Genomic DNA, 17,173 nt, shown 5'->3' with positions numbered 1-17,173 from the left:
TGATGACGTATCGACGGCGGGCGTCGATTGATCCCGCGGTTCGGCATTGTCGTGGTCGGTGTCGCTCATGATGCAGGTTTCCCATCGGTTCGCACGATCCTGACGGTCTGCTGCTGCTGGCCGCTGCCGAGGCGCAGTTCGGCGGCTCCGAAGATGCGGTCAACGATCAGGATGTTTTGGTAGATGCGGCTGTTGACGAGCTGCGGCTCGCCGTCGGTGCCGAGGACGAAGATCGGCGGCATCTCGCCTTGAGCGATGCCGCGTGGAAATTCGACATACACACGCCTGCCGTCGTCATAGACGGCGACCGGCCGCCAGGGCGGCGTGTCGCCGGTGAGGCCGTAGCGGTAGTGACGCGCGGCGGCAGCGGGAATGATAGGCGTCGTCGGGACCGTTCCGCGTTGCGATGCCGGTAGGGCGGGATAAGCCCATGCAACGGCCGGCATATAGGGTTTCGCCTCCGCCCTCAGCTCAAGCATGTAGATGCGGCGGTCAGTCGTGATGACCAGGTTCGTGGTGATGTCGGGGCGCGTCGGTTTGACGAGGATGTGGACGCGGCGCGAGAGGCCGGAACCGCTTTCGGTATCACCGATGATCCAGCGGGCGGTGTCACCGGCGGCGATTGGACCTGCGCCGGTCAGGCTTTCGCCCGGCTCGAGCGCGATGTTGGTGATCTGGCCGGGCGCGGCATAGACTTGGTAAAGCGCGCCTTCGCTCCAGGGATAGATCTGGATGGCGTTATAATAGCCCTCGCGTCGCGGTTCGACACGCGCCGCAGCATTGGCGTTTTCCACGCGGCCGCTCGGCGTATTCGCGGCGGTTCCACCATGCGCGACCGTCCAGGCAGGAGGCGTGTGCAGCGGACGCGGCGGCTGTTCCGTGACCGCCGCCGGCACCGCTGGGAGCGGCGGCACGTCACTGTCGTAGCTGATGGTGGGTGGTTTGAAGGTCGCGCAGCCCGCCAGCATCGTTGCCGAGAGCAGCATCATCGCCAAAGCGGGTTTACGGAAAGCCGGAGAGCCGGACATGCGCAGAGACGTGCTCATTGGGACATCTCCCGCGACCAGTTGATGGCGTTGATGTAGATGCCGAGCGGATTGGCGCGCAGCCGGTCTGCGTCGCGCGGCGTCTGGATGACGATGGTGAGGATGGCGGTCCATCGCTCCGTGCCCGCGAGCTGGCCATTCTCGTAACGCTTCTCGGTCCAGGCCACGCGGAAGGAATCCGCCGATGCGCGGATCACGCTCGAAACCTCGACGGCGATCTGCTGTTTGCCGACCTTGGTGAAGGGATCGTTGGTGCGGGCATAGTCGTTGAGCGCACCGGCGCCGCGATCGGTGGTCCAGTCATAGGCGCGCAGCCAGTTCTGGCGCACGATGATCGGATCGGCCGGGATGCTTCTGACTTGCTCGATGAAGCGGGCAAGATGCCAGGCCACTTGCGGATCGGTCGGCCGGTAGTCTGCCGACGCCGGTGCAACGGACTGCGCCTGGCCGAGTCGATCGACCTGCACGACCCAGGGAACGACGGTGCCGCGCGCCGACTGCCAGACCAGCGCGGCGGCGAAGCCGGCTGACAGGAACAGCGAGCCGAAGGCCATGATGCGCCAGTTCCTGGCCTGGACGCGGGCCGAACCGATGCGATCGTCCCATACCTGCGCTGCGCGCTGATAGGGTGTTTCGGGTTCGGGCGATTTCCCATAGTGAGCGGCGGGTCGTTTGAAGAGGCTCATGAGCGGTTACTTTCGGAGAGATTGACGGAAGAGCCGCCGCCATGGCTGTCGCCCGATTTGACGGCGTGCGCTGCGAGGGTGGCTCCGTGGCTGATTGACTGATGGCGCTTCATGCGCTTGGCCCAGTCGGGCGGACCGTCGCGGGGCGCTGCGGCGGCGGCTTCGCCTGCGGAGCCTGAGCCGGGTATCGTGCTCATGGTCGAGGAGCCGCCCGTCGCCCCGAATCTTGCCTTCGCACCTTCGGAAAAGCTGGACTTGACGCCTTCGGCGGCGCGCGCCGTCGCGCGTTTCAGGGGTGACACGGTGGCTGCTCCGGCCGCGCGGGCGACACCGCCGAGACCAGAGGCGACACCGGCTGCGCCGGACTGGCCGAGCGAGCCGACGCTGTAGGCAGCGGCGGCTCCGCCTGCCGCCGCCGCTCCACCCCGCACGGCGGCAGCACCGCCGGACATCGCAGCCGCTCCTCCCTTCAGGGCAAGGCCTGCCGCGCCACCAGCCGCGAGCGCCGCACCACCGACGGCAAGCCCGGTGCCAATCGCCGCACCGGCGCCGAGTTGTGGTCCGCCGCTGACAAGACCGGCAGCAATGCCGGGGCCGAAGATGCCGAGCCCGAGTAGCGATAGCGCGGCAAGGACAATCGCCATGGCGTCGTCGATTGTTGGCGTTGCGCCGCCGAAGCCGGCCGTAAACTGGCTGAACAGCGTTGAGCCGATGCCGATGATGACGGCGAGCACCAGCACCTTGATGCCGGATGAGATGACATTGCCCAGCACGCGCTCGGCCATGAAGGCGGTTTTGCCGAACAGGCCGAACGGGATGAGGACGAAGCCCGCCAGCGTCGTCAGTTTGAATTCGATCAGGGTAACGAAGAGCTGGATCGCGAGGATGAAGAAGGCGAGCAGCACCAGCGCCCAGGCGAACAGCAGGCAGGCGATCTGGATGAAGTTCTCGAAGAACGCGATCCAGCCCATCAGGTCGGAGATGGATTCGAGCAAGGGGCGCGCGGCGTCGAGCCCGGTCTGCGCGACCTTGCCGGGTCGCATCAGATCCTGCGCGGTGAAGCTGGTGCCGGAAGCCTTGAGGCCTAGGCCCGCGAACGAGTCGAAGACGATCTTGGCAAGGTTGTTCCAGTTGCCGATGAGATAGGCGAAGACGCCGACGAAGAGCGTCTTTTTCACCAGCCGGGCGATGATGTCGTCTTCCGCGCCCCAGCTCCAGAACAGCGCGGCAAGCGTCACATCGATGACGATCAGCGTTGTGGCGATAAACGCGACCTCGCCGCCGAGCAGTCCGAACCCGCTGTTGATGTAGGAGGTGAAGACCCCGAGGAAATTGTCGATGACACCTGCGCCGCCCATGGTTCACCGTCCTTCTGTTGTCGGGACAGCAGGCGCCGGGGGGCGACCGAGGAAGCGATCGCGGCTCTCGGCCCAGATGCGCATGCAGTCGGTATCGCTCGCCGCTGCCTGGCCAAGCTGCTGGCACCGGCGCTGCCCTTCGCGGAGCGCATCGCGCTTGGGTTCGACAGCGTGGACGCGCTCCGTTTCAGGGGCCGCGTCCTTCCGGGTCATCTCGATCGCCGTCGCCGTGATGGCGAGCGATACGAAAACGATGGCGCCCAACCGGGCCAGCATCTTGCCGTCCATGACCGCGATCTCAGTTGCCGTTGCCGAACATCTGCGCGTTGCCGGGCTGATAGCCCGCGCCCGGCGTGAGGAAACGGCGGCGCTGCTCCCGGCCCTGATCGGCCGCCGCCGCGCGCTCCGCGTCAGTCAGCGCCGTGGCGCGACCGTTGGCGGAGATCAGCGCGACCAGGTCGGAGAGTTGCTGCGATTGCAGCGCGAGAAGCTGATTGCCTGCCTGCGTCGCCTGCAACGCACCCTGCGCGCCCTGGCTCTGGCTGACGAGATTGGACATCTGCGTGCGATTGCTGTCGATATTGCCGACGACGCCGGCCTGAATGCGCATGGCGTCCTGCAAACCGCCGACGGTGTTCTGCCAGCGCGAGCGAGCGTCGGTGATGAGCTTGGCGTCCGAGGACGACAGCGAGGCGCTGCCATATTGCTGCTGGAACATCCGGTCGACGTTCTGAACGTCGAAGGCGATGTTCTGCGCTTGGCCGAGGAGCTGCTGGGTGCGCTGGACGTTCTGTTGAATCTGCTGGAGCGCCGAGTACGGCAGGTTCGCCAGATTCTTGGCCTGGTTGATGAGGGTCTGCGCCTCGTTCTGAAGCGAGCGGATCTGGTTGTTGATTTGCTCGAGGGAACGCGCCGCCGTCAGGACGTTCTGGGCGTAGTTGGTAGGGTCATAGACGATACCGCCGAAGCCGAATTGCGCGTGCGCTGGCGCGGTCAGCACCGGCGATGCGGCGAGCGGTATCGCCAGGATGAAGGCCGCGAGCGACAGCGCGCGCGGGCGTGAACGAAGCGTATTCATGGTCATTACTCCTTCTCGGACTGCTGGAGGGCGAGGTTCGTGAGATCAGGGATGAGGTCTGCGGCCCAATCGGCTCCGCGCAGGCGCAGCCAGGCGGCGAGAAAGCCCTCGCGGCCATGCTCGGCGACGGTGCGCGCGATCTCGGACTGGTCGGTCTTGGAGGAGGTGGCGGCGAGCGCGAGGCCGACTTCGGAAAGGCCCAGCTCGAACAGGCGATTGCCGTGCCGCGACTGGCAGTAATAGTCGCGTTTGGGCGTGGCACGCGCGAGGATTTCGATCTGGCGGTCGTTGAGACCGAAGCGCCGATAGATCTCCGTGATCTGCGGCTCGATCGCGCGTTCGTTCGGCAGGAGCAGCCTTGTCGGGCAGCTCTCGATGATGGCCGGGGCGATGTTGCTGTTGTCGATGTCGGACAGCGACTGCGTGGCGAAGATGACGCTGGCGTTTTTCTTGCGCAGCGTCTTCAGCCACTCGCGCAATTGCCCGGAGAAGGCATCGTCGTCGAGTGCGAGCCAGCCCTCGTCGATGATGAGCAGCGTCGGCGAGCCGTCGAGACGGTCGCCGATGCGATGGAAGAGATAGGCGAGCACGGCGGGTGCCGCGCCAGTCCCGACCAGTCCCTCGATCTCGAACGCCTGCACCGATGCCGAGCCGAGATGTTCGGCCTCGGCGTCGAGTAGCCGCCCATAGGGGCCGCCCACGCAATACGGTCGCAGCGCCTGCTTCAGGTCGTTCGATTGGAGCAACACCGTGAGGCCGGTGATCGTGCGCTCCTCGACCGGCGCCGATGCCAGTGAGGTCAGCGCCGACCAGAGGTGCTCCTTCACCTCGGGGGTGATCGCGATGCCCTCGCGGATCAGGATGGCGACGATCCAGTCGGCCGCCCAGGCGCGTTCGGGCGTGTCGTGAATGCGCGCGAGCGGTTGCAGCGAGACCGAGGAGTCCACGCTCTCGGTGAGATCGCCGCCGAGATCGTGCCAATCACCGCCCATGGCGAGCGCGGCGGCGCGGATCGAACCGCCGAAGTCGAAGGCGAAGACCTGGGCACCGGCGTAGCGCCGGAACTGCAAGGCCATGACGGCGAGGAGCACCGATTTGCCGGCGCCGGTCGGGCCGACGACGAGTGTGTGACCGACATCGCCGACATGGAGAGAAAACCGGAACGGGGTCGAACCCTCGGTCTTGCCGAACAGCAAGGGGGGCGCCCCGAAATGCTCGTCCCGTTCCGGCCCCGCCCACACCGCCGAGAGCGGGATCATGTGGGCGAGATTCAGCGTCGAGATCGGGGGCTGGCGCACGTTGGCGTAAACATGTCCCGGCAATGAGCCCAGCCAGGCATCGACGGCATTGATCGTTTCAGTCATGGCCGTGAAGTCGCGGCCCTGGATGACTTTCTCGGCGAGGCGAAGCTTCTCGTCGGCAATTCGGGGATCGTTGTCCCATACCGCGATCGTCGCGGTGACATAGGATTGGCCGGCGTAGTCAGCGCCGAGTTCCTGGAGGGCGAGATCGGCGTCCGCCGCCTTGTTCGAGGCGTCGGTATCGACCAGCGCGGACGCCTCGTTGGTCAGCACCTCTTTCAGGATCGCAGCGATGCTTTTGCGCTTGGCGAACCATTGGCGGCGGATTTTGGTCAGCAGCTTGGTCGCGTCGGTCTTGTCGAGCAGGATGGCGCGCGTCGACCAGCGATAGGGAAAGGCGAGCCGATTGAGATCGTCGAGGATGCCGGGTGTGGTCGCGGTTGGGAAACCGACAATGGTGAGAACGCGCAGATGCGCCGTTCCGAGGCGCGGCTCCAGGCCGCCGGTGAGCGGTTGGTCGGCGAGCAGCGCGTCGAGATAGACCGGCGTTTCGGGCACGCGGACGCGGTCCCGTTTGGTCGAGACGGTCGAATGGAGATAGGTCAGCGTCTCGCTGCTATCGAGCCACTGGCATTCCGGCATAAAGCGGTCGAGGAGCGCCAGCACGCGATCCGTGCGGTCGACAAAGGTGTTCAGGATTTCCTTCGGATCGATGCCAGCGCGTTCGCGGCCCTCATAGAGCCAGGCTTCGGTCCGCGCGGCGTCCTCGGCCGGCGGCAGATAGGTGATGGTGAGATAGTAGCCAGAGACGTAATGCGCGCCGGCCTCCTCGAAATCGGCTTTGCGCTCGGCATCAAGGAGCGCTGCGGCAGCGTCGGGAAACAGGTCCGCCGGATAGATCGACGCCTCGTGCCGCTGCGCCTCGACGAAGATGGCCCAACCCGATCCGAGACGGCGGAAAGCGTTGTTGAGCCGCCCGGCGACGGCGACCAGTTCGGCAGCGACCGCGGAGTCCAGATCAGGGCCGCGGAAACGGGCCGTGCGCTGAAAGCTGCCATCCTTGTTAAGCACGACGCCCTCGGCGACGAGCGCGACCCAGGGCAGATAGTCAGCGAGGCGGGTTGCGGTGCGGCGATATTCGGCAAGATGCATCATGGCGATGCGCCTCCTCAGACGGACAGATGAGCGGGGATGCGCAGGTGGCGGCGGCCGACCTCGACGAAGAGCGGATCGCGCTTTGCAGCCCACACGGCTGCGATATGGCCAACGACCCAGATCAGCAGACCCACGAGCCAGAGGCGCAGGCCGAGGCCCACGGCTCCGGCCAGCGTGCCGTTCAGGATGGCGAGCGCGCGCGGTGCGCCGCCGAGCAGAATGTGCTCGGTCAACGCCCGGTGAACCGGGACGGTGAAACCCGGCACCGCGTCGAGTTGTTCGAGCGCCGCCGCCATCAGACGAGCGCCCCGCCGCCGAATGAGAAGAACGACAGGAAGAAGCTCGACGCCGCAAACGCGATGCTGAGACCGAAGACGATCTGGATCAGCTTCCGGAAGCCGCCGGACGTGTCACCGAACGCCAGCGCCAAGCCAGTGGCGATAATGATGATGACGGCGACGATCTTGGCGACCGGCCCTTCGATGGATTCGAGGATTTTCTGGAGCGGTGCTTCCCACGGCATGGACGAGCCGGAGGCATGGGCGGCGGGTACGAGGACGAGGTTGACGTAGGTGAAGGCGGCGGCCGTCGCGGCATAGCGGCGAACGCGCATCGTGGTGTGGATCATGTTGGCGCTCCTGTGCGGTCAAGGGTTGCGGGGGTGATGGCGTAGTCGCCGTCCGGGCCGAGCCCTTCGATACGGGCGAGTTCGGTGAGCCGGCGCGCGGAGCCGCGGCCGGAGAGGACGGCAACGAGATCGATGGTCTCGGCGATCAGGGCGCGCGGGACCGTGACGACGGCCTCCTGGATGAGTTGTTCAAGGCGGCGCAGCGCGCCGATGCCGCTCCCTGCGTGGATCGTGCCGATGCCGCCGGGGTGGCCGGTTCCCCATGCTTTCAGGAGATCGAGAGCTTCGGAGCCGCGCACCTCGCCGATGGGAATGCGATCGGGGCGCAGGCGTAGCGAAGAGCGAACCAGCTCCGAGAGCGTGGCCACTCCATCCTTGGTCCGCATGGCGACAAGATTGGGCGCGGCGCACTGAAGCTCGCGGGTATCCTCGATGATGACGACGCGATCCGCCGTCTTGGCGACCTCGGCCAGAAGCGCATTGGTCAGCGTGGTTTTGCCGGTGGAGGTGCCGCCCGCAACAAGGATATTGGCGCGCGCCATCACGGCCGCGCGTAGCGTCGCCGCCTGGTCGGCGAACATGATTCCGGCGGCCACATAATCGTCGAGCGTGAAGATCGCGACGGCGGGCTTGCGGATGGCGAAGGCCGGTGCGGCGACAACGGGCGGCAGCAAGCCCTCGAACCGCTCTCCCGTGTCAGGAAGCTCGGCGGAGACTCGCGGGCTGCGCGGATGCACCTCGACGCCGACATGGTGAGCAACCAGCCGCACGATGCGCTCGCCATCGGCGGGCGACAGCGTCTCACCCGTATCGGCCAGCCCTTCGGAGAGGCGATCTACCCAGAGACGGCCGTCCGGGTTCAGCATGATTTCGACGACGGCCGGGTCTTCGAGAAAATGGGTGATGGTCGAGCCGAGCGCGGTGCGAAGCATGCGCGCACCGCGCGCGAATGCTTCCGGCTTCTGGCTGATATTGGTCATTCCTGCCCCGCTTCCTGACGGGGCTGGAAAAGAGGGTCCCCGGATCGGGGTGATTAAAAGAGCCGCGAATTGAGCCGATTCAACAAGTATCGACCGTCGTAGCAGCGTGGCGTGCAAATACAGGAGAACGGCGGTATTGATCCACGCGCGCTGAAGCCTATGGATCGCTCTCTGTCGCGTTCGGCGGCGACTCGCCGACATCTTCAACGATCTCCTGCCGAAGTTTCGGTCCCTGAGCCAAGCGCCGTCCAAGGGCCGCGATGAACGCCTCGTAGCGCTTCCCAACCATGGCGCGCGCTGCCTGGGCTGCGGGCTCGGGCAGCGCCGGCGTCGTGTTGAGCCAGAACCGGATGAATACGGCCATGGTCTCGACGGAGATCCCGATGTCCCGCTCCATGCGGTTGAGACGGCGATCGATCTGGTCGAGGCGTTTGGCGATCACTGCTTCACGCCGCTCCGCGTCGTCCGGCGACAGGAAGGACGCGATGGCGGCCTCGGCGATCAGGGAGAGCGGTTGTTCGCGACGGCCTGCATAGTCCGATAGCGTCGCCATGATGTCGGGGTCGAGATAGACGGAAATCGGCACCTTCTTCTTGCGTCCGGGCATGGTGCTACAACTCCATGCCGTCATTGGGATCGAGCGAGACCTGGCGGGCAACGCCGCGCATGACGCGGGTCATCCGCTGGTTGCGCGCGGCTGCGTCCTCTGTGTCGTCAGGCAAATCAATCTCAAACTCATTGTCGATCGGCGCCTTCTTTTCGATGGGGTTCACCCGGTTGAGTTCGGGCTGATGCCGACGCTCGGACTCGGTGGAATCCTCTTCATCGTCACTGCTCGTCGTTGGCGCAGCGCCTTCGGTCATCTCCGGGCGCGCGGGGATCGGCAGCTTGCTCCAATCGTCGGGCCGACCTTCAGCAGGCCGCGCTAGTCCCGGCGGTGACATGATGCGTTCCTTGAAGCGGGCATCTTCATAGTAGCGCGCCTTCTTCGCCCGGATCGGCGGCGTGCCGGCGACCATGACGATCTCGTCGGTCGGCGGAAGCTGCATGATCTCGCCTGGTGTCAGGAGCTGTCGCGCGGTCTCCGAGCGCGACACCATCAAATGGCCGAGCCAGGGCGAGAGCCGATGCCCGGCGTAATTCTTCATCGCCTTCATCTCGGTCGCGGTTCCGAGCGCGTCGCTGACCCGCTTCGCGGTCCTTTCGTCGTTCGTCGCAAAGGAAACGCGCACATGGCAGTTGTCGAGGATCGAATTGTTCGGGCCGTAAGCCTTCTCGATCTGGTTCAGCGATTGAGCGATCAGAAAGCTCTTGAGGCCGTAGCCCGCCATGAAGGCCAGCGCGGACTCGAAGAAATCGAGGCGGCCGAGGGCGGGAAACTCGTCGAGCATGAGCAGCAGGCGATGCCGCCCGGCCTTCGCTTGCAGATCCTCGGTGAGACGGCGGCCAACCTGATTGAGGATCAGGCGTATCAACGGCTTGGTGCGGTTGATGTCGGACGGCGGCACGACAAGGTAGAGCGTGGTCGGGAGCTTGCCGCCCACCATGTCGCAGATCCGCCAGTCGCAGCGCCGCGTCACCTCGGCGACGACAGGGTCACGGTAGAGGCCGAGAAACGACATGGCGGTGGAGAGCACGCCCGAGCGTTCGTTGTCCGATTTGTTCAGCAGCTCGCGCGCGGCGCTGGCGATGACGGGGTGCGGCCCTGCCTCGCCGAGGTGGCTGGTCTTCATCATCGCGGCGAGCGTCGACTCGATCGGGCGCTTTGGATCGGACAGGAAACCGGCGACGCCGGCCAATGTCTTGTCGTCTTCGGCGTAGAGGACATGCAGGATGGCGCCGACCAGCAGGGCATGACTGGTCTTCTCCCAATGGTTCCGCTTTTCGAGCGAGCCTTCGGGATCGACCAGGATGTCGGCGATGTTCTGGACGTCGCGGACTTCCCATTCGCCGCGGCGCACCTCGAGCAGCGGATTGTAGGCCGACGATTTGGGGTTGGTCGGGTCGAACAGCAGAACGCGGCCATGCCGGGCGCGAAAACCGGCGGTGAGCTGCCAGTTTTCCCCTTTGATGTCGTGGACGATGGCCGAGCCCGGCCAGGTCAACAGGGACGGCACGACCAGGCCGACGCCCTTGCCCGATCGGGTCGGGGCGAAGCAAAGCACATGCTCGGGGCCGTCATGACGGAGATAGTCGCGATCATAGCGGCCGAGCACGACACCGTCGGGACTGAGCAGGCCCGCGGCTTTCACCTCGTCCTTTCCCGCCCAGCGGGCGGAGCCGTAGGTCGCCGCGCTTTTTGCTTCGCGGGCGCGCCAGACCGACATGCCGATGGCGACGGCTATGGCGATGAAGCCGCCCGACGCCGAGATCATCCCGCCCCTGGCGAAGACCTCCGGCGCGTAGGCGTCGTAGAAATACCACCACCAGAAGAACGCCGGCGGATAGTAGATTGGCAAGCCGAACAGGGAAAACCAGGGCGCGCCGAGCTGCGCCTGAAAGCCGAGGCTCCATGCGACATATTGCGTCGCCGCCCAGGTGGTGAGCAGTACGATGAGGAAGACGACGGCGATCTGGCCCCACAGGATTTTGGTCGCGGACATTGCTGCGGTCCTTTCTTCTTAGGTGATTAGAGGCCGAGCCCCCGCTTGCGGCCGAAGCTCCAGTCGACACCGCCGTCGCCGCGGGCGACCCCGGAGACGTGCTTGCCGAGCTGGTTTTCGAGGGACGGCGACCAGGGCACGAGCTGGAAGCCGAGGCCGTCATCGATCATCGCGAAGCGGCCGGATGCGAGCGTCATGCGCTGGCGATAGGTGCCGGCGACATATTCGCCATTGCCAGCCGCTTTGAACGGCTGGCCTGTCTCCTTCGCCAGCCGGTCGGCAACAGCGCCCACCTCGCGGCGGCGAAGCGTCTCGATCAGGTTGCGGCTGAAGATGACGCGGCGGCCTTGCTGCTCGGCGAGACCTTCGTGGACCAGATGCTCCGCCCGTTGTCGCATCGCGTGCCGCACCTCGGCGCCGAAGCCGCCCTCCGACATGGCGACGGGTTCGCGGGCGATGGATTGCCGGTCGAGCCAGGTCGCGCCCGAGGCGTTCACCTGATGCTGGAGATCGAGATCGGAGCGGACGGCGAGCGCGACGCGGCGTTCGCCGCGAGCATCTTCGAAGGTGCGCAGCTCGACGATCGAGCCCGGCGCGCTGTCCCCCGCCGCATCGAGATGCGGCAAGCGGATGTGGTGGGTCCGGCCATCGACGCCGTCGACCACGGCGTAGGCCGTTCCCTTCAGCTCGTCATCGAGGCCGCGCTCGACCAGACGGCCGATGACCGGCACGTCGAGGCTTTCCCCTGCCAGGACGTAGTTGCCCGAGCCGCGGTCGATACCGCGTTCGGTGAGTGCGCGGTGCATGCGCTTGATGATGTCGCCGCGTTCGCCGAGCTGGCGCAGCGTCACCTCAGCCTGATCGTCGATCATCCACTGGCCAGGTCCGACTTCACTGGCGAGGCCGAGGGCCGCGAGTTTGCGCAGGCGGCCCACCTTCTCGACGGCGTAGGCGTCGGGCTGGCGGCCGACCTCCGGGGCGACATCGATGACGCCGGTCTTTCCAGCGTCGCGGACAAGCTGCCGATCAAGCTGTGTCCAGCGCTCCGCCTCGATCTGGCGTTCGAGCGCGCGGCGAATATCGAGATCTGTGCGCGGGCCAAGCTCTTGTGTGATGAGGTCACGCGCGCGATCGCGCATGCCCTCCTTGATGTAGTCGCGCGAGATCACGAGGTCTTGGCCGTCGTCGCGGACGCCGCGCACGATCAGATGGACGTGAGCATGCTCGGTGTTCCAGTGATCGACCGCGACCCAATCGAGCCGCGTGTCTAGGTCCCTTTCCATCTGGCCGACAAGATCGCGGGTGAAGGACTTGAGGTCCGACATCTCCACGGTGTCGTCCGGTGAAACGATGAAGCGGAAATGATGGCGATCATCCTCGCATCGCCCGGCGAAGGCGCGGCCATCAGCTTCCTCCGTTCCCGGCCCGAACAGCCGGGCGTTTTTTCCGTCACGGGTCACGCCATCGCGGCGGAGATAATCGAGATGCGTGCCGAGCGGCGCGGTGCGGCCGGAGTGCCGCACGACGCGGGCCTTGATGACTGCGCCGCGCGTGCGCGCAGTGATGAGGCGGTTCGCCTGGATGCTGGCGCGCTGGCCGCGGCCGAAGCGCGAGCGATTGGCGGCAACGACGCGCCCGGAGCGCGAGACGCCGCCGCCCGCCTTCTTCGCGGCGGCCAGCGCCTGCGCGATGAAGGGCCGAGCCGACTGCGCGCGGGTTGACCGGATGCGCCCAGGCCGAACACGAAACTCATGGTCATCGGCCATGACGCGAGGCCGCAATGTGCGAAAAATCGCGCTGATACAGGCAATTGGGCGTCAGGCGCACATTGCCGATGAGCACGGCAATGTGCGGAGCGCGCCAAAATATCCTGCAAAAACAACCGCCCGACCGCCGCGCAATGTGCGGCCTTTTATCCTGCCATCGTGCGGTTGTTGTGCCTGCCTCTCCCCCTTGTGCCCTCCATGTCACGCCGAAATGCGACAGAGTGCGAAGGATACTTCCGCAGCTCATCGGGGCGTCCCCCCGTCAGAGCGAGCGACCACGATCGGGGCGTTCGAGTCTTCGGCGGTTTCGGGAGTGCGCGCCGCGACGGAGGAGCGGCTGTCGTTCGACCGCGCGTTTTCCGATGTCGATGTTGCCGAACGAGCGTCGGCGGAACGCACGACGAAGAGCGGCGCTTCCCGCCAATCCGGCGGCGGTGGCGGCGCAACCGATGGCGCGCTCGCCGGCGATGGTGCGCCTAGCTGCGGAGCCAGCAGCGCGATGTAGGCCCGCGTTTCGGCGGGCAGGGCGCGGCCGGTTTGGACGTATTCGTCGTAGCGGCCAGGCCCCGCATTGTAGGCGCCGAGCATTGCGGGGATCGTGCGGTAGCGGTCGAACATTTCACGCAGGTAGGCAGCGCCTGCGAGGATGTTGTCGCGCGGGTCGTAGGGATCACGCCCGAGCCCATAGCGAACGCGAAGCGCGGCCCAGGTATCGGGCATGACCTGCATCAACCCCAGCGCGCCGGCCGACGATATGGCGCGCACATCGCCGGCGCTTTCGGCGCGTTTGACGGCGACGATCCAGTGTTCGGGAATGCCGAACCGCTGCGAGGCTTCGGTAACGAAGGCCGCGTGCGGATCGCCAGCGACCGTGCGCGCTGCCGACACGGACTGGGCAAGAGCGGCGTCCGTTGCGCCCGCTGCGAGGGCCAGGCCGGTAAGGAGAAGGAGGGCCATGCGCCGGACGGTGTACTGCCGCCAGTGCGCATCCCTACGGCTCATCGTTGGACGGGGACCGGACATCGGTCAGTCCTTCCCGGCGCGGTCGCGCGGGCGCGACCAGTGCAGCGACCAGGCATTCCCGGCGTCATCGTCGCGGAACAGATTGGCGCGGATCGGCTGCGGCAGCGCAGGGTCGTCGATCAGTACGGCAACGTATTCGCCCGCGCGCTCGCCGGTGCGTTTCCAGCCCGCGCCGATTTCCGGACCGGCTTCGGCTTTGCCATCGTCGCTGGCGTGAACGCGGTAATCCGGCGCGTTCTCGGCATCGGAGGGCTCTGCCGGCACGATGACGACATCGCGGAAGAGAGTGAACGTCTCCAGCTTGCCGGCGAAGCCCGTGTCCTGGCGCGTGAATTGACCAATCTGAGGCATGATGACTCCCTTTGCGGCGACGTTGGGAAAGCCATCGGTGGGCGCCGCCCCCGCCGATGGCGAGGTGTTCATCGCGTCGGTGCGCGCCATTCGAAGCGGCCCGTTCCGTCCTCGTCGGTCCACAGGGGGACGGCGCGGCCGATGATCTGGTCGGTGGAGGTCAGGCCGAAATAGCGACCGTCCAGGCTGTCGCGGACCTGCCAGTTCATGAGGAAGACTTCGCCGGTCGGGATACGGCGGCAGCCCTGCCAGACCGGGAGGTCGCGCCCGGCGCGATCACGCGGCAGCGCATCGCCCATCTCGACGCCGTCGATCGTGACGGAGAGGTTCGAGCGGCAAACGGTCTGCCCGGAAACGCCGAGGATGCGCTTCAACAGCGGGACGCCTTTGGGAAGGTACCCGCGTTCGGCCATGAAGGTCGCGAGCGGCTCGGGCGCATCGACGGCAATGAGATCGGTGACGTCGAACGGGCCATCGACGTCGATCGTGTAGAAGCCGATGGGGGCGCTCGCCGATGCGTTCCACAGGAGCTTGATCGGCATCGGGGTGAGCGCCGGATAGCTGATGCCCGTGGTCGCGAGAGCCATGACGAGGAAGAGACCGGCGCGCGTCACGACCGCGTCCTCCGGCGCAGGAGGAAGGCGCGATGCTGGTCGAGCGTATAGGAGCGCGGCTGATGTCCAGCCGCCATCCGATTGTGGACGTGACGCCAGTGTTCCGGTGAAACGGCGTCCGCCTCGATGCCGATCGCTTCAATGGCATCGACGTGGCGCAGCACGTCTTCGACCTTTGGCCATCCGTCGATCCTGAGCAGGATTTCACCACCCGGTCGGACAAAGGGCAGCGTCTGGTAGGGTTCGCCGGGCTCGACCGCGCGCACGATGTCGATGCGCGAGATGATCGTGCCGAAATCGTTGGCCGCCCATCGCACGAACGCGAATACGGTGTCCGGACGGAAGGAGACGACACGCCGGCGGCGGTCGAGGATCTGTTCATGCGCCTCACGGCCGAACCTGATCCAGTATTCGATCTTCTTCTCGATCCACGTCAGTTCGACGTGGGTCATGGTGTCATGGGGGAGCGCTGACGGCAGCGGGCCGCCGCGCGTGCGGGGAGCCGCAGTGCCGGTCATGTGGTGTCTCCTGGTGTCGAGGGGAATTCACGCGCGAGCAGCTCGCGCAGCATGTCGGCGACGGTGACGCCGCGCCCGAACGCGGCGATCTTGATCCGGCCGCGCAGTTCGGGCGTCACATCGATGGTGAGCCTGGCGGTGAACGCAGCGACGTCAGCGGCGCGTGGTGCGTTGTCCGCAGCCTTGATCCATTGGTCGGGATCGGCGGGGCGCGAGGCGAAGCCGCGACGGGGGGATCGCTCATTCATGGTGCGCTCCCGCCCAGACGAAGATGGAGGAGTTCGTCGGCGAGCGCGGTGATCTCGCGCGCGGACGGTGTTGCGCGGTCGAGTTCGGCGACCAGGCGGCCGGTCTGCGCGGCGGCAGCGAAGGCGATGCGTTGGCCAATGGTGGTGGCGAGCAACGGTGGATCGTGATCGGCCAGGGTCTCGGCCGTCTCGCGGGCCAGGATGGTGCGCGCACCGCAGCGATTGAGCACGAAGCGGGCGACCAGTTCCGGGCGATAGACGCGGGCTTCGCGGAGCAGCGCCAGCATCTCGGCCGATGCCCAGCCGTCGAGCGGCGACGGCTGCACCGGGATCAGCACGAGTTCGGCGGCGAGCAGCGCCGAGCGCATGAAGGCTGCGACACGCGGCGGGCCGTCGATGACGACGTGGTCAACATCGCGGGCCAGCTCCGGCGCTTCGCGGTGGAGCGTGTCGCGCGCCAGGCCGACGACGCCGAACCGGCGCGGCAGGCCCTCATGGCTGCGCTGCTCAGACCAGTCGAGGGCCGAGCCCTGTGGGTCCGCGTCGATCAGCGTGACGCGCTGACCGCGCCCGGCGAGTTCGCCGGCAAGGTTGAGCGCCAGCGTCGTCTTGCCGACACCGCCTTTCTGGTTGAGGAACGCGATGATCATCGCGCACCTCCAGGCCGATCGAGGAGCGGCAGCTGATCGGGGGAAGCCTGCTCGCTCTCTTTCCGGCCCGTCTGAGCCGTGGGAGCACCCTTGATCTGCGATTTGCCCGTGGCGCGGAGGTTCGCTGCGGCGGTGCGGATGAGGTTTTCCACATCGCGCGCGCGCTCTTCAAAGTTAGATTCTTGGTTAGACTCTAAGTTAAGGGCGCGAATCCGCCCACGATTTCCAGATGTTGCGGTCCGTTTGGGTTCCTGATGGCACGAGCCTCGGGTTCCCGATGGCACGATAGGTCGGGTTCCCGATAGCACGATGCCGTCCACAGGTTTTCCACAGGCGGCCAGTGGCTCGAAGGCGAGCAGCGTGCGCCCGCCGATTTCCACCTCGAGCGACAGGACGTAGCCGGGCAGCGGCTGGCGCCGCACGATGTCGCGCAGTTCGAAGGCGAAGCGCTTGAACGGCGACAGGCTGCCGGATTTGAGATGGAGGTGCCGCAGATCGAAACGCCATCCGGCGCGCTGGCGGCCGCCGTGTTTGCGCACGATGCGGTAAAGCCAGCGATCAAGGCCGCCGGTGAGGTCGAAATAGGCCGGATCGATGGTGAGGATGAGCGCGTCATCGAGGACGGCCTTGTAGAACCAGTCGGGGACGATCAGCTCGATGCCATCCGGCCGCCCCTGGCGATCCCTGCGCTCCTGCCACTCGTTTATCCACGAGAAGCGGTGACGGCGGCCTTCGGCGGGCTGGCGGATCGACGTCGAGATGGTGGTCGATTGCAGCCGGTCGAGCGCGGCCTTGAGCCGCTGATAGTCGCGCATGGATGTGCCGCGCCCGACATAGGTGAGGATCTCATAGGGTGTCGCCGCCATCAGACGCGAGGTGCGCAGGCCCGCGTCGCGGGCCTCGACGATCTGGCTGGCGGCCCAGATCAGGATGTCGGCGTCCCAGATCGTGGCCATGCCATGATCGGGAACGGCCTCGACCCGGATGGAGACGCCGCCCGCCGAAAAGTCGATCGGCGCTATGCGGTGCGATTTCGAGAGGGAGAAGAAGGGATAGGCCATGAGATCCTGCGCGTCTCGTGGCGCGAAGTCGCCGGGAAGCGCGCGAAACAGGTCGAGCTGCCCACGCTCCGAAGGGTCACGACGACGCACCACCATGAAAGGGATCA

General features: G+C 66.3%; 18 protein-coding genes and 1 pseudogene. All 19 read right to left on the bottom strand.

Annotated elements, in window-relative coordinates; all coding sequences use genetic code 11:
• Nucleotides 1–65: 65 nt before the first annotated feature.
• Entirely contained in the window at nt 66–1,046 is a 981-nt protein-coding gene (gene trbG / locus VH88_RS11600; protein ID WP_045811398.1) for a P-type conjugative transfer protein TrbG, read from the bottom strand.
• Nucleotides 1,043–1,732, bottom strand: a complete 690-nt coding sequence (gene trbF, locus VH88_RS11595) for a conjugal transfer protein TrbF (protein WP_045811397.1) — start codon at nt 1,730–1,732, stop codon at nt 1,043–1,045. The genes trbG and trbF overlap by 4 nt, the downstream gene beginning before the upstream one ends.
• Nucleotides 1,729–3,090, bottom strand: a complete 1,362-nt coding sequence (trbL, locus tag VH88_RS11590; RefSeq protein WP_045811396.1) for a P-type conjugative transfer protein TrbL — start codon at nt 3,088–3,090, stop codon at nt 1,729–1,731. Before trbL ends, trbF begins: the two co-directional genes overlap by 4 nt.
• 3 nt (nt 3,091–3,093) lie before the next feature.
• A complete protein-coding gene (gene trbK-alt, locus VH88_RS11585; protein WP_045811395.1) occupies nt 3,094–3,378 on the bottom strand; it encodes a putative entry exclusion protein TrbK-alt in 285 nt (94 codons plus the stop codon).
• Nucleotides 3,379–3,388: 10 nt separating this feature from the next.
• Complete coding sequence (trbJ, locus tag VH88_RS11580; RefSeq protein WP_045811421.1) at nt 3,389–4,168, bottom strand: P-type conjugative transfer protein TrbJ; 780 nt, start codon at nt 4,166–4,168, stop codon at nt 3,389–3,391.
• Nucleotides 4,169–4,173: 5 nt separating this feature from the next.
• Nucleotides 4,174–6,624 carry a conjugal transfer protein TrbE gene (gene trbE / locus VH88_RS11575; protein WP_045811394.1) on the bottom strand — a complete coding sequence of 817 codons (2,451 nt, stop codon included), beginning with the start codon at nt 6,622–6,624 and terminating at the stop codon, nt 4,174–4,176.
• A 14-nt stretch (nt 6,625–6,638) separates the two neighbouring features.
• Nucleotides 6,639–6,920, bottom strand: coding sequence for a VirB3 family type IV secretion system protein (locus tag VH88_RS11570; protein ID WP_045811393.1), 282 nt, complete (start codon nt 6,918–6,920; stop codon nt 6,639–6,641).
• Nucleotides 6,920–7,252, bottom strand: coding sequence for a TrbC/VirB2 family protein (locus tag VH88_RS11565; protein ID WP_045811392.1), 333 nt, complete (start codon nt 7,250–7,252; stop codon nt 6,920–6,922). The genes VH88_RS11570 and VH88_RS11565 overlap by 1 nt, the downstream gene beginning before the upstream one ends.
• Nucleotides 7,249–8,232 carry a P-type conjugative transfer ATPase TrbB gene (gene trbB, locus VH88_RS11560; protein WP_045811391.1) on the bottom strand — a complete coding sequence of 328 codons (984 nt, stop codon included), beginning with the start codon at nt 8,230–8,232 and terminating at the stop codon, nt 7,249–7,251. Before trbB ends, VH88_RS11565 begins: the two co-directional genes overlap by 4 nt.
• 157 nt (nt 8,233–8,389) lie before the next feature.
• The gene (locus tag VH88_RS11555; protein ID WP_045811390.1) at nt 8,390–8,839 is read right to left on the bottom strand and encodes a hypothetical protein; all 450 of its coding nucleotides are present in this window, start codon (nt 8,837–8,839) and stop codon (nt 8,390–8,392) included.
• A 4-nt stretch (nt 8,840–8,843) separates the two neighbouring features.
• Complete coding sequence (locus VH88_RS11550; RefSeq protein WP_045811389.1) at nt 8,844–10,835, bottom strand: conjugal transfer protein TraG; 1,992 nt, start codon at nt 10,833–10,835, stop codon at nt 8,844–8,846.
• Between the two features lie 26 nt (nt 10,836–10,861).
• Nucleotides 10,862–12,601, bottom strand: a complete 1,740-nt coding sequence (locus tag VH88_RS11545) for a VirD2 family relaxase/mobilization nuclease (RefSeq protein ID WP_045811388.1) — start codon at nt 12,599–12,601, stop codon at nt 10,862–10,864.
• A gap of 243 nt (nt 12,602–12,844) precedes the next feature.
• Nucleotides 12,845–13,558, bottom strand: a complete 714-nt coding sequence (locus VH88_RS11540) for a lytic transglycosylase domain-containing protein (protein WP_231576664.1) — start codon at nt 13,556–13,558, stop codon at nt 12,845–12,847.
• 69 nt (nt 13,559–13,627) lie between these two features.
• Nucleotides 13,628–13,975, bottom strand: coding sequence for a DUF736 domain-containing protein (locus tag VH88_RS11535; protein ID WP_045811420.1), 348 nt, complete (start codon nt 13,973–13,975; stop codon nt 13,628–13,630).
• A 68-nt stretch (nt 13,976–14,043) separates the two neighbouring features.
• A complete protein-coding gene (locus VH88_RS11530) occupies nt 14,044–14,589 on the bottom strand; it encodes a S26 family signal peptidase (protein ID WP_045811386.1) in 546 nt (181 codons plus the stop codon).
• Complete coding sequence (locus tag VH88_RS11525; RefSeq protein WP_045811385.1) at nt 14,586–15,107, bottom strand: DUF2840 domain-containing protein; 522 nt, start codon at nt 15,105–15,107, stop codon at nt 14,586–14,588. Before VH88_RS11525 ends, VH88_RS11530 begins: the two co-directional genes overlap by 4 nt.
• Nucleotides 15,104–15,355, bottom strand: a complete 252-nt coding sequence (locus VH88_RS11520; protein ID WP_045811384.1) for a hypothetical protein — start codon at nt 15,353–15,355, stop codon at nt 15,104–15,106. The genes VH88_RS11525 and VH88_RS11520 overlap by 4 nt, the downstream gene beginning before the upstream one ends.
• Entirely contained in the window at nt 15,352–16,005 is a 654-nt protein-coding gene (parA, locus tag VH88_RS11515; protein WP_045811383.1) for a ParA family partition ATPase, read from the bottom strand. The genes VH88_RS11520 and parA overlap by 4 nt, the downstream gene beginning before the upstream one ends.
• 320 nt (nt 16,006–16,325) lie before the next feature.
• Nucleotides 16,326–17,162, bottom strand: a pseudogene (locus VH88_RS11510) (replication initiator protein A); the annotation flags it as partial.
• Nucleotides 17,163–17,173: the final 11 nt, after the last annotated feature.

Source organism: Brevundimonas sp. KM4 (genome assembly GCF_000964075.1).
GTDB lineage: Bacteria > Pseudomonadota > Alphaproteobacteria > Caulobacterales > Caulobacteraceae > Brevundimonas > Brevundimonas huaxiensis.
Note: the sequence above shows the minus strand (reverse complement) of the source record. Positions and strands in the feature narration are given on the sequence as shown.

Bases quoted from the DNA above. Each gene is read 5' to 3' on its own strand.
- VH88_RS11545 (WP_045811388.1), bottom strand. From the start codon at position 12,601: ATGGCCGATGACCATGAGTTTCGTGTTCGGCCTGGGCGCATCCGGTCA.
- VH88_RS11570 (WP_045811393.1), bottom strand. From the start codon at position 6,920: ATGGCGGCGGCGCTCGAACAACTCGACGCGGTGCCGGGTTTCACCGTC.
- parA (WP_045811383.1), bottom strand. From the start codon at position 16,005: ATGATCATCGCGTTCCTCAACCAGAAAGGCGGTGTCGGCAAGACGACG.
- VH88_RS11520 (WP_045811384.1), bottom strand. From the start codon at position 15,355: ATGAATGAGCGATCCCCCCGTCGCGGCTTCGCCTCGCGCCCCGCCGAT.
- trbL (WP_045811396.1), bottom strand. From the start codon at position 3,090: ATGGGCGGCGCAGGTGTCATCGACAATTTCCTCGGGGTCTTCACCTCC.
- trbG (WP_045811398.1), bottom strand. From the start codon at position 1,046: ATGAGCACGTCTCTGCGCATGTCCGGCTCTCCGGCTTTCCGTAAACCC.
- VH88_RS11555 (WP_045811390.1), bottom strand. From the start codon at position 8,839: ATGCCCGGACGCAAGAAGAAGGTGCCGATTTCCGTCTATCTCGACCCC.
- trbK-alt (WP_045811395.1), bottom strand. From the start codon at position 3,378: ATGGACGGCAAGATGCTGGCCCGGTTGGGCGCCATCGTTTTCGTATCG.
- trbJ (WP_045811421.1), bottom strand. From the start codon at position 4,168: ATGAATACGCTTCGTTCACGCCCGCGCGCGCTGTCGCTCGCGGCCTTC.
- VH88_RS11550 (WP_045811389.1), bottom strand. From the start codon at position 10,835: ATGTCCGCGACCAAAATCCTGTGGGGCCAGATCGCCGTCGTCTTCCTC.
- VH88_RS11525 (WP_045811385.1), bottom strand. From the start codon at position 15,107: ATGACCGGCACTGCGGCTCCCCGCACGCGCGGCGGCCCGCTGCCGTCA.
- VH88_RS11535 (WP_045811420.1), bottom strand. From the start codon at position 13,975: ATGCCTCAGATTGGTCAATTCACGCGCCAGGACACGGGCTTCGCCGGC.
- trbB (WP_045811391.1), bottom strand. From the start codon at position 8,232: ATGACCAATATCAGCCAGAAGCCGGAAGCATTCGCGCGCGGTGCGCGC.
- trbE (WP_045811394.1), bottom strand. From the start codon at position 6,624: ATGATGCATCTTGCCGAATATCGCCGCACCGCAACCCGCCTCGCTGAC.
- trbF (WP_045811397.1), bottom strand. From the start codon at position 1,732: ATGAGCCTCTTCAAACGACCCGCCGCTCACTATGGGAAATCGCCCGAA.
- VH88_RS11565 (WP_045811392.1), bottom strand. From the start codon at position 7,252: ATGATCCACACCACGATGCGCGTTCGCCGCTATGCCGCGACGGCCGCC.
- VH88_RS11540 (WP_231576664.1), bottom strand. From the start codon at position 13,558: ATGGCCCTCCTTCTCCTTACCGGCCTGGCCCTCGCAGCGGGCGCAACG.